10 protein-coding genes are annotated in these 15,063 nt (G+C 68.7%); 8 read left to right on the forward strand and 2 right to left on the reverse strand.

Features of this window, described 5'->3' with window-relative positions; translation table 11 throughout:
• Window positions 1-79 precede the first annotated feature (79 nt).
• The 8 genes from QZ951_RS02930 (at window position 80) to QZ951_RS02965 (ending at window position 10,847) form a co-directional block, all read left to right on the forward strand.
• Window positions 80-1,714 carry a TldD/PmbA family protein gene (locus QZ951_RS02930; protein WP_292998379.1) on the forward strand — a complete coding sequence of 545 codons (1,635 nt, stop codon included), beginning with the start codon at window positions 80-82 and terminating at the stop codon, window positions 1,712-1,714.
• Between the two features lie 12 nt (window positions 1,715-1,726).
• Window positions 1,727-3,061, forward strand: coding sequence for a TldD/PmbA family protein (locus QZ951_RS02935; protein ID WP_292998381.1), 1,335 nt, complete (start codon window positions 1,727-1,729; stop codon window positions 3,059-3,061).
• An 18-nt stretch (window positions 3,062-3,079) separates the two neighbouring features.
• The gene (locus tag QZ951_RS02940) at window positions 3,080-3,751 is read left to right on the forward strand and encodes a DUF4159 domain-containing protein (protein ID WP_292998383.1); all 672 of its coding nucleotides are present in this window, start codon (window positions 3,080-3,082) and stop codon (window positions 3,749-3,751) included.
• Between the two features lie 149 nt (window positions 3,752-3,900).
• Window positions 3,901-4,908: a MoxR family ATPase gene (locus tag QZ951_RS02945; protein ID WP_292998385.1), complete on the forward strand. Its 1,008-nt coding sequence runs from the start codon at window positions 3,901-3,903 to the stop codon at window positions 4,906-4,908.
• 38 nt (window positions 4,909-4,946) lie between these two features.
• Window positions 4,947-5,822, forward strand: a complete 876-nt coding sequence (locus QZ951_RS02950; protein WP_292998387.1) for a DUF58 domain-containing protein — start codon at window positions 4,947-4,949, stop codon at window positions 5,820-5,822.
• On the forward strand, window positions 5,819-6,985 hold the full coding sequence (locus QZ951_RS02955; protein ID WP_292998389.1) for a BatA domain-containing protein: 1,167 nt from the start codon (window positions 5,819-5,821) through the stop codon (window positions 6,983-6,985). The genes QZ951_RS02950 and QZ951_RS02955 overlap by 4 nt, the downstream gene beginning before the upstream one ends.
• The gene (locus QZ951_RS02960) at window positions 6,982-9,144 is read left to right on the forward strand and encodes a DUF4175 family protein (RefSeq protein ID WP_292998391.1); all 2,163 of its coding nucleotides are present in this window, start codon (window positions 6,982-6,984) and stop codon (window positions 9,142-9,144) included. The genes QZ951_RS02955 and QZ951_RS02960 overlap by 4 nt, the downstream gene beginning before the upstream one ends.
• Window positions 9,141-10,847: a hypothetical protein gene (locus QZ951_RS02965; protein ID WP_292998393.1), complete on the forward strand. Its 1,707-nt coding sequence runs from the start codon at window positions 9,141-9,143 to the stop codon at window positions 10,845-10,847. Before QZ951_RS02960 ends, QZ951_RS02965 begins: the two co-directional genes overlap by 4 nt.
• A 3-nt stretch (window positions 10,848-10,850) precedes the next feature.
• Here QZ951_RS02965 and QZ951_RS02970 read toward each other — a convergent pair whose 3' ends face one another.
• Entirely contained in the window at window positions 10,851-12,494 is a 1,644-nt protein-coding gene (locus QZ951_RS02970) for a SulP family inorganic anion transporter (RefSeq protein WP_292998395.1), read from the reverse strand.
• Window positions 12,495-12,683: 189 nt separating this feature from the next.
• Window positions 12,684-14,810, reverse strand: a complete 2,127-nt coding sequence (locus tag QZ951_RS02975) for a glycoside hydrolase family 9 protein (RefSeq protein WP_292998397.1) — start codon at window positions 14,808-14,810, stop codon at window positions 12,684-12,686.
• Between the last annotated feature and the right edge of the window lie 253 nt (window positions 14,811-15,063).

Here is a 15,063-nt window from a genome sequence, read left to right on the forward strand (position 1 = left end):
GTCGGATAACAGCCGGCACGCGGCGCGATCAGCTGTCGAGTCTCGGCAGGATCAGGCCCACCCAATCGGAGCGGGAACAATGGATAGACGTGATTTCATCAAGGCGGCGGGCGCCGGTGTCGGCGCGCTGTTGCTGCCGGTGTATGGCAATGCGGTGGCAGCCGAGGTGCTGACCACCAAGCTGGACGTGGCCTTCAAGAAGAAGCTGGCCGACATCGCGCTGAATGCCGCGACCAAGGCCGGCGCGTCGTACTGCGACGTGCGCATCGGCCGCTACCTGCGGCAGTTCGTGATCACCCGCGAGACCAAGGTCGAGAACGTGGTGAACACCGAGTCGACCGGCGTCGGCGTCCGCGTGATCGTCAACGGCACCTGGGGCTTCGCGGCCAGCAGCGGCCTGTCCGACGATGCCGTGGCCAAGGCCGCGCAGCAGGCGGCGGCGATTGCCAAGGCCAATTCCAAGTTCCAGTCGACCCCGGTGCAGCTCGCGCCGAACAAGGGCGTCGGCGAAGTCAGCTGGGCCACGCCGATCAAGAAGAATTCGATGGAAGTGCCGATCAAGGACAAGGTCGACCTGCTGCTCGGCGTGAACGACGCGGCCCTCAAGGCCGGTGCCGACTACATCCGTTCGACCCTGTTCCTGGTCAACGAGCAGAAGTATTTCGCCTCGACCGACGGTTCCTACATCGATCAGGACGTGCACCGCATCTGGTCGCCGTTCACGGTCACGGCCATCGACAAGAAGAGCGGCAAGTTCCGCGAGCGCGATGGCTTCTCGGAGCCGTCCGGCCTCGGCTTCGAGTATCTCGACGGCAAGCCGGAGCATCGCGTGGCGCTGCCGGGCGGTGCCGTGCAGTACACCAGCTCGTACAACATGAAGGAAGACGCGATCGCCGCCGCCAAGCAGGCGCGGGCGAAGCTCAAGGCGCGCTCGGTCAAGCCGGGCAAGTACGACCTCGTGCTCGATCCGTCGCACCTGTGGCTGACGATCCACGAATCGGTTGGCCATCCGCTGGAACTCGACCGCGCGCTCGGCTACGAGGCGAACTTCGCCGGCACCAGCTTCGCGACGATCGACAAGTGGAAGTCGAAGAGCTTCAAGTACGGCTCGGACATCGTGACGCTGTTCGCCGACAAGACCCAGCCGGGCACGCTCGGCGCGGTCGGCTACGACGACGAGGGCGTCAAGACCAAGCGCTGGGATCTGGTCAAGGACGGCGTGTTCGTCAACTACCAGGCGATCCGCGACCAGGTGCACATCATCGGCGAGAAGGAATCGCAGGGCTGCTGCTATGCCGATTCCTGGGCCAACGTGCAGTTCCAGCGCATGGCCAATGTCTCGCTGGCGCCGGGCAAGACCAAGCTGAGCCCGGCCGACATGGTCAAGGGTGTCGAGAACGGCATCTACATCGTCGGCAACGGTTCGTTCTCGATCGATCAGCAGCGCTACAACGCGCAGTTCGGCGGGCAGCTGTTCTACGAGATCAAGGACGGCAAGATCACCGAGCAGATCGAGGACGTGGCGTACCAGATCCGCACGCCGGAGTTCTGGAATGCCTGCTCGGCGATCTGCGACGAAAGCGACTACCGCTTCGGCGGCTCGTTCTTCGATGGCAAGGGTCAGCCGCCGCAGATCTCCGCGGTCTCGCACGGTTCCAGCACCGCGCGCTTCAACGGCATCAATGTCATCAACACCGCGCGCAGCCTCGGTTAAGGGAATCCAGTCATGACGATCTTCAACGAAGAAGAAGCAAAGGCCATCCTGACCAAGGTGGTGAAGCTGTCGAAGGCGAACGAGTGCACGGCGTCGCTCGAAGGCTCGGTCGAAGGCAACATCCGCTACGCACTGAACAGCGTATCGACCAGCGGCATCATCAGCAACACCGAACTGGCCGTGCAGGTCGCGTTCGGCAAGAAGGTGGGCACGGCGACGATCAACCAGTTCGACGACGACTCGCTGCTGCGCGTCGTGCGGCGCGCCGAGGAACTGGCCAAGCTGGCGCCGGACAATCCGGAGTTCGTGCCGGCGATCGGCAAGCAGGCCTACAAGGCCACCGACACGTTCGTCGAAAAGACCGCGAACATGACCGCCGAGCAGCGCGCGCAGATCGCCAACGACTGCATCGCGCCGTCGAAGGCGGCGAAGTGCGTGGCCGCCGGCTTCTTCACCGACGGCAACCGCTTCTCGGCCACGGCGAACTCGAACGGCAACTTCGGCTACCAGCGCAGCACCACGGCCGATTTCACCTGCACCGTGCGCACCGAGGACGGCCGCGGTTCGGGCTGGGTGGCGAGCAACGTCGCCGACATCTCGCAGTTCGATGCCAAGAGCACGATCCAGACCGCGATCATGAAGGCCACGAAGTCGGCCGACGCGAAAGCGCTGGAGCCGGGCAAGTACACGGTCATCCTGGAACCGGCGGCGACGGCCGGCCTGCTCGGCTTCATGCTGCGCGGCTTCGATGCCCGCGAGTCCGACGAAGGCCGCAGCTTCCTGACCAAGAAGGGTGGTGGCAATCGGCTCGGCGAACAGGTGTTCGACGAGCGCGTGACCCTATACTCGGACCCCGCCGAGCCGGGGGCTGCCGTGCTGCCGTGGGATGGCGAAGGTCTGGCGCGCGAGCGCGTGCCGATCATCACCAAGGGCAAGGTCGAGTATCTGCAGTACTCACGCTACTGGGCCAAGCTCAAGGGCAAGAAGGCGATCGGCGAGCCGGCGAACCTGATCATGGTCGGCGGCGACAAGTCGACGATGGATCTGGTCAAGACCACGAAGAAGGGCATCCTCGTGACTCGCACGTGGTACATCCGCATGGTCGATCCGCAGACCGTGCTGCTGACCGGCCTGACCCGCGACGGCACGTTCTACATCGAGGACGGCGAGATCAAGTATCCGATCAAGAACTTCCGCTTCAACGAGTCGCCGGTGATCATGCTCAACAACGTCGAGGAGATCGGCAGGCCGATCCGCATCGGCTCCGACGAGAGTTCGCTGACGATGATGATCCCGCCGCTGAAGATCCGGGACTTCACGTTCACCTCGTTGTCCGACGCGGTCTGAAGCCGAGCCCCGCACACGATGCCGCCAACGCCGCCCGCCACGCCCGCAGCCAGTTCAGCAGGTTCGACGGGCGGCGTCCACGACTTCTGGTTCACCCGGCTGCAGTACGACTCGGGTGACTGGGATGTCGATCAGCGGATGCCGTCGAACATCGTCGACACGCTGCTGCAGTACACGACGCTGCGCGTGGACCCGGAGGAGCGGATCATTCCGCTCGCCGATCCGCGGATGCTGACCGCGCCGTTCGTCTATCTGTCCGGCCACAAGCTGGTGGAGTTCAACCCGGACGAGCGGCGCAACTTCGAGCGCTATGTGAAGAACGGCGGCTTCGTCTTCGTCGACGACTGCAATCACGATGTCGACGGCCTGTTCTCGAAGAGCTTCGAGCGCGAGATCGCGTCGATTTTCGGCAAGGACGCGCTGCAGAAGCTGCCGAAGACGCATCCGATCTATTCGAGCTTCTTCACCTTCGACGGCCCGCCGCCGACCAGCATCGAGCTGAACGGCTGGGGCGACGACCTGGTGCACGACTATCTGAAGGGCATCACCGTCAACGGTCGTCTGGGCCTGCTGTACAGCAACAAGGACTATGGCTGCGAGTGGGATTTCGACTGGCGCAACAAGCGCTTCAATGCCGAAGACGTCACGAAGTTCGCCGTGAACATCGTCATGTACGCGCTGAGCGCCTGAGCACGGCTGCAGACGCGACGAGGGTCCGAACCACGCCGCGCCAGACCGGCCACAGCCTGCGTGGCATCGCGTCGCCGCCTCGTCGTCGCGCCCTTGAGTCACGCAGCCATCAACGTTTGATCCTGAATCGACCTTTCGAGCGGAACCGCATGCACGACGCCACTCCACCGCCCCTGAACGAAGCCGCCATCACGGCACAACTCGCCAAGCTTGCCGAGGTTCGCACCGCGATCGCCCGCAGCATCGTCGGGCAGGACACCGTGGTCGAGCAGCTGCTGATCGGCCTGCTTGCCGGCGGACACTGTCTGCTCGAGGGCGTGCCGGGTCTCGGCAAGACCCTGCTGGTGCGCTCGCTGGGCGCTGCGCTGAAGCTCGAGTTCCGACGCATCCAGTTCACGCCGGACCTGATGCCGAGCGACATCCTCGGCACCGAAATCCTCGAGGAGGATCACGGCACCGGCAAGCGTCACTTCAAGTTCCAGAAAGGCCCGGTGTTCACCAATCTGCTGCTCGCGGACGAGCTGAACCGCACGCCGCCGAAGACGCAGGCCGCGCTGCTCGAAGCGATGCAGGAACACACCGTGTCGTACGCCGGCACGACCTGGGCGCTGCCCGAGCCGTTCTTCGTGCTGGCCACGCAGAACCCGCTGGAGCAGGCCGGCACCTATCCACTGCCGGAAGCGCAGCTCGACCGCTTCCTGCTGCACGTTCGCGTCGATTACCCGACCGAGGCCGAGGAGCAGATGATCCTGAGCCAGACCACCGGCGCACCGAGCGCGAAGGTCGACGCCGTGATCGGCGGCGACGATGTCATCGCGCTGCAGAAGCTGACGCGCGAGGTGCACCTGGGTGCCGATGTGCTGACCTGGATCACGCGCCTCGTGCGCGCCACGCGCCCTCAGGACACGCCGGTGGCCGAGGTGCGCGAATGGATTCGCTGGGGCGCCGGCCCGCGCGCCGGTCAGGCGCTGGTGCTTGCGGCCAAGGCCCGTGCGCTGCTGCACGGCCGCTTCGCCGCGACGCGCGACGATGTGGCCGCGCTCGCCGCGCCGGTGCTGCGGCATCGTCTGCTGCTGAGCTTTGCCGCTGAGGCCGAGGCCCGCTCGAGCGACGACGTGGTCGCCGTGCTGCTGAAAGCGGTGCCGTTCCCGTCGTGATGCCGGCGCTTGTCCGCGTGACGCGAGAGGCCTGATCGATGCTGCTGGCGCCTGAACTGCGCGCGCGGCTGAAAGGCCTGCGCCTGGCCACGCGGCTGACGCCGACCGGGCAGGGCATCGGCCAGCACGCGAGCAACAGCCGCGGTGCCGGGCTGGAGTTCGCGCAGTACCGCGCCTACGAGCCGGGCGACGAGCCGCGCAGCATCGACTGGAAACTGTTCGCCCGGTCCGATCGCTACTTCGTGCGCGATGCCACGCGTGACAGCCCGCTGAACGCCTGCGTGCTGATCGATGCAAGCGCCTCGATGGCACAGGCCGATCGCGCGCGTCCGGCCTACGGCAAGCTCGATGCGGCGCGGACGATCGCCGCGTGCATCGGCGACATCGCCCTGCAGCAGGGCGATCGGTTCGGCTTCACCGCGATCGGCGGCGACGGCGTCACCGGCGTGCCCGCCGGCAATACCTTGCGCCATCGCGATCGCTTCCAGCTCGGCCTGCAGGCGCTGCGCGCACAGGGCCGGGTGCCTGCGCGCGACGGCCTGCGGCTGCTGTGGGAGCGCATTCCGGCGGCATCGCTGGTGGTGCTGCTCAGCGATGGCTTCGACGACGACGTGGTCGAGGTGGCCGAGCGTCTCGCGCGCACGCAGCGCGACGTGATTTCGATCCAGCTGATCACGGCGGACGAGCGTGACTTCCCGTTCGACGGCGGCCATCTGTTCGAGGACGTCGAGGCCGGCGTCGAGCGGCTGGTCGATGCCAGCGGCGTGCGCAGCGATTTCCTCGCGCGCTTCGCTGCCGCGCGCCAGACACTCGCGCGGCGCTATGCCGCCAGCGGCATCCGTCATGTCGAGCATTTTCTGGATCAATCACCGGCGCAGGTGTTGCGCACGCTGTTCGGGCCGCGCCGGCGATGATCGACCTGCTGGCGCCTGTCGCCCTGACTGCGCTCGCGGCGCTCGCGATTCCGCTGCTGATCCACCTGATCCGCCGCTCCGAGCGCCAGCGCACGCCGTTCGCGGCCCTGCGCTGGGTGGCCGACCGCACCCGCCCGCGCCAGCGCCTGCATCTGCATGATCGGCTGTTGCTGATGCTGCGCCTGCTGCTGCTTGCGGTGCTTGCGCTGCTGCTGGCGCAGCCGGTCTGGCGGGAGCTGGGCGCCGATGACGCAAAAGTCATCGCCGTGCTGCCGAGCGTCTCCGCCGCTGCGGCCCGTGCGGCGGTCGATGCGCCGACGGCGGACTGGCGCTGGCTCGCTGCGGGGTTTCCGGCGCTGGCGACGGACGAGCCGGTCGAGCCGTCGTCCGATGCCGGCATCGGTCTGCTGCGGCAGCTCGATGCCGAGCTGCCGCCGAAGATCGCGTTGACGGTGGTCGTGCCGGCGGAACTGTCAGGGCTGGATGCCGAACGCCTGCGGCTTGATCGCGAGGTCGACTGGAAGATCGTTGCGGGCGCTGCCTCCGCCCCCGCGGGCGACTCGCCGACACGCACCGCATTGACGATCGCCGTGCGTCATGGCGCGGACGCGACTGACGCGCTGAAGGTCGTGCGAGCGCTCGCGCAAGCCTGGCAGACCGCGGATGCCAGCCTGTCCGGTCGCCTGTCGCTCGATGTCGCCGACGCCGACGCCGCAGTTCCCGCGGAAGCGGCTGTGCTGATCTGGCTCGTGCCGGGCATATCGCCAACGCTTGATGCCTGGCTCGCCGGTGGCGGCACGGCGTTCGTGTCGCCGAGCGAACTCGGTGGCGATCCGGTCTGGCTCGACGAACAGTCCGGCGAGCCGGTACTGCGCGAACGGCTGATCGGGACGGGCCGCGCCGTGTCGCTGGTCACGCCGTTGCGCCCGGACAAGACTCCCGCCCTGCGTGATCCGATGTTTCCGAAAGCTCTGGCGCGGCTGCTGCTGCCGATGCCGACCGCGCCGGATCGCGCGCCTGCCGCGGCCGTGGCGCCGGTGCGGCGCGATCAGCCGGCACCGGCACCTGCCACACCGCTCGATGCAGGGCTGGCGCTGGCCGCTGCGGTCCTGCTGCTGGCCGAGCGCCTGCGGGCCACGCGCCGTCGTCGGGTGCTCGCATGAACGTGCCGCTGTCGTCCGTTCTGCCGACCCTGCGCACGCAGGCACGGCGTCATGCCGTGCTGCGCGCGCTGGCGGTCGCAGCACCGCCCGGCATCGCGCTGGCGGCGCTGACGGCGCTTGGCATCGCCCTGCCGATGACATCGCTGCTCGGCGTCCTCGTGCTGGTCACCGCACTGGCGCTGGGCTGGCGCGACGCGCGCAGGCTCGATGCGCGTTGGCTCGCGCGCAGGCTCGACGCAAGTTTTCGGGAGTTCGACGACAGCGCGGCTCTGATCGTGTCGCCACCGGATGCACCGACGCCGCTGCAGGCGCTGCAGCAGGCCCGGCTCGAACGGCGGCTTGCGGCGACGTTCGCGGCACAGGGACTTCCGGACTTTCGTGCGCCGCTGCCTCGGGCCGCCATCGCGCGGTCGGCCGCTGTGTCGCTGCTGCTGGTGCTGCTGGTGCTGCTGGTGCTGGCGGCGCAGCGCGGGTTGTTTGACCGTGGCGACGCAGCGTCCATCGCGTCCGGCCCGGCAGCCAGCGCCGGCGCGATCGAACTGGCCGATGCCCGGGTCCGCGTGACGCCGCCGGCCTATACCGGGCTGTCGGCGACGACCGAATCCTCGGCCGACATCAAGGCCCCTCTCGGCAGTGCGCTGGCCTGGTCGCTGCGCTTCAGCGGCGAGCCGCGGACCGCCGCGCTGCGCCTGTCCGATGGCCGCGTGCTGCCGCTGACGAAGCAGGGCGAGCGCTGGACGGCGACCGACACCCTGCAGCAGTCGGCCTTGTATCGCATCGCGTTCAATGACGTTGAGCCGGCGGCCGGCGTGCGGGCGTATCGGCTCGATGCCGTGCCGGACCAGGCCCCGGAAATCACCGTGCGCCTGCCGGAGAAGACGCTGACGCTGCTCGATGCCGCGCCGAAGGAATGGCCGCTCGATATCGAAGCGCGCGACGATTACGCGCTCGGCGCCGCGGTGCTGACGATCACGCTGGCGCAGGGCTCGGGCGAGCAGGTCAAGGTCACCGAGCAGACGCGCGTGCTCGACGGTGGCAGCGCGCGGCGCGAGCGCCGCTATCGCACGACGATCGATGTCGCGGCCCTCGGCTATGCGCAGGGCGATGACCTGATCGTGCGGCTCAGTGTTTCCGACAATCACGCGCCGGAGCCGAATGTCGCGAGCACGGCGAGCTACATCCTGCGCTGGCCGCAGCGCCGCGCGACCGACACCGCCGGTCTCGATGGCCCGGTGCAGAAGGTGCTGCCCGCGTATTTCCGCAGCCAGCGCCAGATCATCATCGATACCGAAGCGCTGATCGCGGCGCGGCCGACCTTGGCCGCCTCGGCATTCGAGGAGACTTCCGACACGCTGGGCGTCGATCAGAAAGTGCTGCGATTGCGCTACGGCCAGTTCCTTGGCGAAGGCTTCGAAAGCGCGGCGGAACGCGCGCCGGCAGAAGCCGCTGCCGCGACCGGCGCCGATGCCCCGGCCGAGTCGCTGAAGCAGATTCCCGGCGAGGCGGAAGCCCCCGAAGCATCGCGCAACGGGCTGGGTCAGGCCGAGGACGTGCTGCACGAGTTCGGCCACGCGCATGACATCGACGAGGCCGCGACCCTGCTCGATCCAGAGACGCGACGCCTGCTGAAACGGGCGCTGGACGAGATGTGGCAGGCCGAGCTGAACCTGCGGCAGGCCAAGCCGGTGGATGCCTTGCCGTACGAATACAAGGCGCTCGACTACATCAAGCAGGTGCAGCAGGCCGAGCGCATCTACCTGCAGCGCGCCGGGCTGGAACTGCCGCAGGCCGATCTCTCGCGGCGACTGACCGGCGAGCGCAAGGACTTGAGTGACCGCCGCATCGTGCTGCCGACGGCCGCCGCCGATGGCTCGCCGGTGCCGGCGATCGTCGCCGCGCTCGATGCAGGCACGCGGCCGGATCTGTCGACCTTGAATGCCTGGCTGGCGGCGCATCCCGACGCGACGCCGGACGCACTTGGCGTGCTGGCCGCCGCCGACCAAGTGCAGCGTGAGCCGGACTGCGGCCGCTGCCGCGCCGACCTGAAAGCGCGGCTGTGGCCGCTGCTGCCGGTGCCGCCAACCGCGCTGAAGGCCCGACGCACGCCGGATGCGGCCGGCAGCGCCTGGCTCGACGCGATCGGAAGCGTGCCGCGATGACGAGCGAACTGACGCCGATGCATCTGAGCCTCGCCGTGCTGGCACTGGCTGCGGTCGCGGGCGCCGCTCGCGCGTGGCGGCGGGAAGTCGCCCGCAGGCATGGCGTGCTGCGCGCCGGCCTGTCGGTCGCGCTGGTGGCAGCGCTGGCCCTCGCGCTGTTTCCGCCGCGCGTGTCGCGGCCGGCCGATACGGTGACGGTGCTGACGCCCGGTGCGACCGCGGCCGATCTGAAGGCGCTGCCGTGGTTTGCGACGGCCGTGGCGTTGCCGGGTGCAATGGCGCCGAAGACGATCGAGACGGCGCCCGATCTGGCGACGGCGCTGCGCCGTCATCCCGAGGCCCGCACGGTCGACGTGCGCGGCAACGGCCTGCCGCCGCGTGACCAGCCGGTGGCGGCAATGCTGCCGCTGCGCTTCATGCCCGGCGCCGAGCGCGGGCTGGTGGCGCTGAACGCGCCGGCGCGCGCCTTGCTCGGCACGCAGTGGCGGCTCGATGGCCGTGCGCTGCTGCCGGCGGTGCGGGTCGAGCTGCGCGACCCGTCCGGCGCGGTCGTCGATCAGGTGACGCTCGGCGTGGACGGCGCGTTCCGGCTGTCGGCGCTCGCACGAGCCACCGGCGAAGCGCGCTACGAACTGCGCGCGTTCGATGCCGCGCAGGGGCTGGTCGAGGCCGCATCGATCCCGTTGCTGATCGAGCCCGGCGAAGGCCTGCGCGCGATCGTCCGCGCCGGCGCGCCGGATCCGGAACTCAAGTACTGGCGACGCTGGGCGAGCGACGCCGGCATCGCCGTTGCAGTGTCCGCTGGCGTCAGCGACGGCCTGAGCCTGCGCGACGGCGATGCCGCGCTGACCGCCTCCGCGCTGGCCGAAAGCGATCTGGTGATCGTCGATGAACGCGCCTGGCTGGCGCTGCTGCCGGCCGAGAAGTCGGCACTGCTGGCTGCGGTACGCGACGGTCTGGGCCTGCTGCTGCGGGTGGCGGGACCGCTGGAGCCCGGCGTCGCGGCCGACTGGCAGGCACTGGGGCTCGTGACCGAAAACCTCGACACGCCGAGTACCGTGACCCTCGACCGTCGCACCGGCCTGCGCGCGCGCGAAACGTTTACGGCCGCTCCGGTCACGATCACGGCCACGGGCTGGGAGCGACTGCTCGAGGACGATCGCGGCGCGCCGCTGGCGCAGTGGCGCAGCGAGGGGCGCGGGCGGATCGGCGTCTGGACGCTGCTCGACAGCTATCGCCTCGTGCTGCTCGGCGAGCCCGCGCGTTACGGCAGTCTGTGGCAGACCGCACTGGCGACCATCACGCGGCCACGCGCGCCGGAAGCCGAGGCTGCGCTGCCGGCGACCGGATGGATCGATGAGCGCAGCGTGCTGTGCGGGCTGGGCGACCGCGCGGCGGTGCTGGCGCCGAGCGGTGCCTTGATCACGCTGCTGCCGCGCGTCGATCGCTGCGCGGCGTTCTGGCCCGGCGAATCCGGCTGGCATCGCATTCAAAGCGGTGCCGAGTCTCGTCCGTTCTACGTGCGGGCGGCCGACGATGCGCCGGGCCTGCGCGCGGCGCGCGACCGCGCCGCGACCCGGCGGCTGGTCGGCCGGACGGCGGATGATGTGGCCCTGCGCGACGTGCCGCTGCCGCGCTGGCCGTTCGCGCTGCTGTTCCTGCTGCTGGCGTCGGCGCTGTGGTGGCGCGAGCGTCCGCGCTGAGCGTCAGATCGCTGCGCTGATGCTGGCGGCCAGCGCCTGGTCGACGTCCCGGAAGTAGCCATGCGGCGCGCCGCGCCGCACAAGGCCGGCACGCACCAGCTTGCCGAGCACGCGGCGGTTGGCTTCGCACAGCAGCACGCGCTGGCCACGGCGTTCGAGCAGCATGATCGTGCCGGCCAGCGCGTCGATGCCGGTGATGTCCATGAACGGCACCTGGTGCAGGCGGATGACGATGGCACGGGCGTCGCCGAGATCGCGCGTCGCCCGTTCCAGCGCATCGACCGCGCCGAAGAACAGCGGGCCCTCGATCGTGCAGATCTCGATCGCGCTGCCGGCGGGTTCGACGCCGGCGGCGATGAGCGCCGCGTCGCGTTTCGCCGCATCGAGGCGGCTGACCGTGACCGATGACGACATGCGGCGCAGGAAGTTCAGCATCGCGAGGATCACGCCGATGTTCACCGCGATGACGAGGTCGGCGAAGATCGTCAGCGCGAAGGTGATCAGCAGCACGGCGACGTCGGCCCGTGGCGCCGTGGCGATCATCTGCCGCACGCGGTGCAGCTCGCTCATGTTCCAGGCCACGCCGAACAGGATCGCGGCCAGTGCGCACAGCGGGATGGTGGCGGCGAGCGGCGCGAGGAACACGAGGATCGCCAGCAGCACCATGGCGCTGGTGACGCCGGCGATCGGGCTGGTGCCGCCATTGCGGATGTTGGTGGCGGTGCGGGCGATCGCGCCAGTCGCGGCAAAACCGCCGAACAGCGGCGTCAGCAGGTTCGCCAGGCCTTGCCCGATCAGCTCCTGATTGGCGTTGTGCCGGGTGCCGGTCATGTTGTCGGCCACGACGGCGGACAGCAGCGATTCCAGCGCGCCGAGCAGCGCGATCGAGAACGCCGCCGGCAGCAGTTCGAGCAGCCGCGGCACCGTGATCGCCGGTGGCGCGAAGGCCGGCAGGCCGCTCGGAATCGCACCATAGGCTTCGCCGACGGTGGTGATCGATTCGAACTGGAAGATCGCCTGCACGATGGTCGCAGCCGCCATCGCGAACAGCGGGCCCGGAATGCGCTTCAGGCCCGGAATCCTCGGGCCGGCGAACAGCAGCACGAGGCTGCCGGTGGCCATCAACGTGGTCGGCAGATCGGCCTGCGGCAGCTCGCGCAGCAGCGCGACGAAGCGTTCGTGGAAATGCTCGCCGGTGACGTTCGGCAGCCCGAAATACTGCGGCCACTGACCGACGAAGATGACGATGCCGATGCCGGCGGTGAAGCCGAGGATCACCGGGCTCGGGATGTAGCGCATGACGACGCCGAGCCGGGCCGCGCCGAATGCGACGAGGATCGCGCCGGCCATCAGGGTCGCCAGCAGCAGGCCGTCGACGCCATGGCGCGCGGTGACGCCGGCGAGGATTACGACGAAGGCACCGGTCGGGCCGGCAATCTGCACGCGAGTGCCGCCGAACAGCGCGACGACCAGACCGGCGATCACCGCGGTGTACAGGCCCTGCTCGGGCTTGACGCCCGAGGCGATCGCGAACGCCATCGACAGCGGCAGCGAGACGATGCCGACCACGAGCCCGGCGAGCAGGTTCGGCAGCCACTGCTCCCGACGCAGCAGGCCGGCGCGGGCGGCTTCGGCAATCGCGATCATCGTCGTTCCGGCCGTCGTGGTGGAGAACGACGCGAGCCTAGCGGAAGCCCGCCGCAGCGTGCGTGCAGTGGCGAACAGGGGTCGTGATCGCTCGCATCGAAGGTCGTGCGTGCATCGACCGACAGCAGGAAGCCGCCGCCATCCGATCGGGGATGACGGCGGCCGGTGCGCGACCGTTGGTGGCGCGGCTTATTGCGCGAAGCTCGACACCAGTTTCACGTAGGCCGACTGGTAGTAGATGCCGGGTTCGGTGATGACGTACGAGCGTTCGTTGACGTTGTTCCATTCGAGGAACGACTTCTGCGCCGGCTGGCCGGTTGGCGGCGTCAGGTAGCTCGGCACGTCGTAGCCGGCACCGGCGTTCGGGCCGGCCGGAATGTAGCCCGGTGCCGGACCGCAGCTGGAGCTGCGCACGTCATCCCACTTCGGATCGCCGTCGTGGAACCACTCGTGATAGACCGTGTTCAGCGAGTGCGTGGGGCCCAGACGGTTGACGTTGCTGAGGTAGACCATCTGGAACGGATTGACGCCGTGGAAGTAGTGCAGCGTGTCCAGCGCCCGGGCGTTGTACGGCGCGACATCGGTGACGGCGATGCCGTACGCCGCCACTTCGCGGTTCGCATTGCCGTAGTTGCCGCGCACCATGTTGCTGCCCCAGTGGTACTGCGGGCTGTGCAGGAAGGCGCGGTACAGGTCGTCGTTCGGATTGACGCCGTAGACCTGATAGCCGTTGCGGGCATCGTTCAGCTTGTCGTTGCGGATGGTCGACTTCAGCGTGGCGTCGGCATTCGGCAAGGTCGTGTAGTGCAGCAGCGCGCCGCCCTGTTCCGGCAGGTAGCGCGACCAGCCGATGTCGTTGTACGGCCGCATCGCGCGATAGCTCGACTTCACGCGGTCGTGATACTTCGCGTCGCTGGTCAGCGCGTAGAGATAGACCGCCGCCACCGTCTGCAGGTTGTCCTGATCGGCCACCGGCAGGTCGGCGTCGCCGAACAGCACGGTCTGGCTGTCGCACGCGGTCTGCTTGGTTGGCGTGGCGACATAGCGGTCGTAGGCGGCAATCGCGCGGGCCTTGAGATCCGCCGCTTCGGTGGCCAGTGCCGGAAAGCGGGCGTAGACCAGCGAGGCATGGGCGAACATGCCGGCGACGGCGATCGTCGACGAGGTGCAGGCCGGCACGTAGTAGCGCGGCTGCAGGTCGGAACTCGGCGGCGTCGCCGCGTGAATGGTGATCTGCCCGACCTTCAGCAGCGCGCTGCCGTCCGGGTTCTGCATCCGCTTGAGCCAGTCCACTTCCCACTTCACTTCATCGACGACGTCGGGCACGCCGTTGCCGGATTCCGGGATGCTGAAGTCGTCGGTGAACACCGCCGGATTCTCCTCGTACGCCGCAAGCAGCTGATGCACCGGCGACACGGCGTAGGTCACGTACTTGTTGGTGTCGCCGGCATCGAACCAGCCGCCGCGCAGGTCGCGGACCTTGGCGCTGTTGGCCTGGTCGGTGACGTCGCGGGCCTGACTGTCCTGATTGGTGCCGAGAAAGGCGGCGCCATCGGTCCAGCAGGCTTCGGCATATGGCGTGACCTTGGCCAGCCCGCTGCGCTGGTAGTAGTACATCCGCAGCGAGGCCTTCAGCGCGTCCCGGTACACGGTCTGGGCAATGCGGAACGTCGGCGACCGGACCTGACGGTCGGCATCGAGGATGTAGTAGCTGCCGGCGGTGGTGACGCTGGAGAAATCGAACCACCAGCCGGAGTCGCCCGCCAGCGGATCGATCGCGCCGTTGTTCCAGACCGTCGGCGTGCCACTGAACACCGCGACGTTGTCGGTGCTGCGCACCACGCGGTAGTTGGCGCCGGCGGTGAAGCGGCGATTGCTGTCGTAGCCGGTCTGCGGATTGCGGATGACGGCGACCTTCGGATCGTTCGGCCGGTAGCCGAACTGGTCGATCACCAGATGCTCGTCGACCGGCGCCACGCTGACCGGTGGCGGGGTTGGCGGCGGCGGTGGCGGCGGCGTCGCGGTGACGGTGAACTTGGCCGTGGAACCGGATGAGAACTGCGGGTTGGCGACCTTGATCGTCGCGGTGACGGCACCGGTTGGAACCGTCAGCCGGATCGTGGTCGAGTTGATCACCGAGAAAGTGGCAGGCCGGGTGCCGACCCAGGCCTTGTTGACCTCCGAGAAGCGGACGCCGGAAACGGTGACCACCGTGCCGACCGGGCCGGACGTCGGCGTGAAGCCGGAAATGTACGGCTTCGGCAGCGCGGCCTGCACTTGCAGGCTGGCACCGAGCAGCACGAAGCCGGCCGTCACGGCGGCCAGGCCGGAACCGACGGCGCGGACGGCCGGGGACGCGGCACTTGAGTTCGAAAGGGGTGTTGGGGATGACATGCAGGACGCTCCGCGTTCGTCGCCGTGGGTGGACGTTCGCTGCGGCTTTCTCGGGAATTCGGGTGCCGTCAGCGAGCGACTGGCGGCTAGCCTCGCGGCAGCAGGTCTGCGGGTGCGTGCGTGACCGACAAGCGCGGTCGTCTGTCCCATTGGGTGGTTTTGACGACTTGCAAAA

The organism is Nevskia sp. (genome assembly GCF_021732705.1).
GTDB lineage: Bacteria > Pseudomonadota > Gammaproteobacteria > Nevskiales > Nevskiaceae > Nevskia.

Bases quoted from the DNA above. Each gene is read 5' to 3' on its own strand.
- QZ951_RS02930 (WP_292998379.1), top strand. From the start codon at position 80: ATGGATAGACGTGATTTCATCAAGGCGGCGGGCGCCGGTGTCGGCGCG.
- QZ951_RS02935 (WP_292998381.1), top strand. From the start codon at position 1,727: ATGACGATCTTCAACGAAGAAGAAGCAAAGGCCATCCTGACCAAGGTG.
- QZ951_RS02940 (WP_292998383.1), top strand. From the start codon at position 3,080: ATGCCGCCAACGCCGCCCGCCACGCCCGCAGCCAGTTCAGCAGGTTCG.
- QZ951_RS02945 (WP_292998385.1), top strand. From the start codon at position 3,901: ATGCACGACGCCACTCCACCGCCCCTGAACGAAGCCGCCATCACGGCA.
- QZ951_RS02950 (WP_292998387.1), top strand. From the start codon at position 4,947: ATGCTGCTGGCGCCTGAACTGCGCGCGCGGCTGAAAGGCCTGCGCCTG.
- QZ951_RS02955 (WP_292998389.1), top strand. From the start codon at position 5,819: ATGATCGACCTGCTGGCGCCTGTCGCCCTGACTGCGCTCGCGGCGCTC.
- QZ951_RS02960 (WP_292998391.1), top strand. From the start codon at position 6,982: ATGAACGTGCCGCTGTCGTCCGTTCTGCCGACCCTGCGCACGCAGGCA.
- QZ951_RS02965 (WP_292998393.1), top strand. From the start codon at position 9,141: ATGACGAGCGAACTGACGCCGATGCATCTGAGCCTCGCCGTGCTGGCA.
- QZ951_RS02970 (WP_292998395.1), bottom strand. From the start codon at position 12,494: ATGATCGCGATTGCCGAAGCCGCCCGCGCCGGCCTGCTGCGTCGGGAG.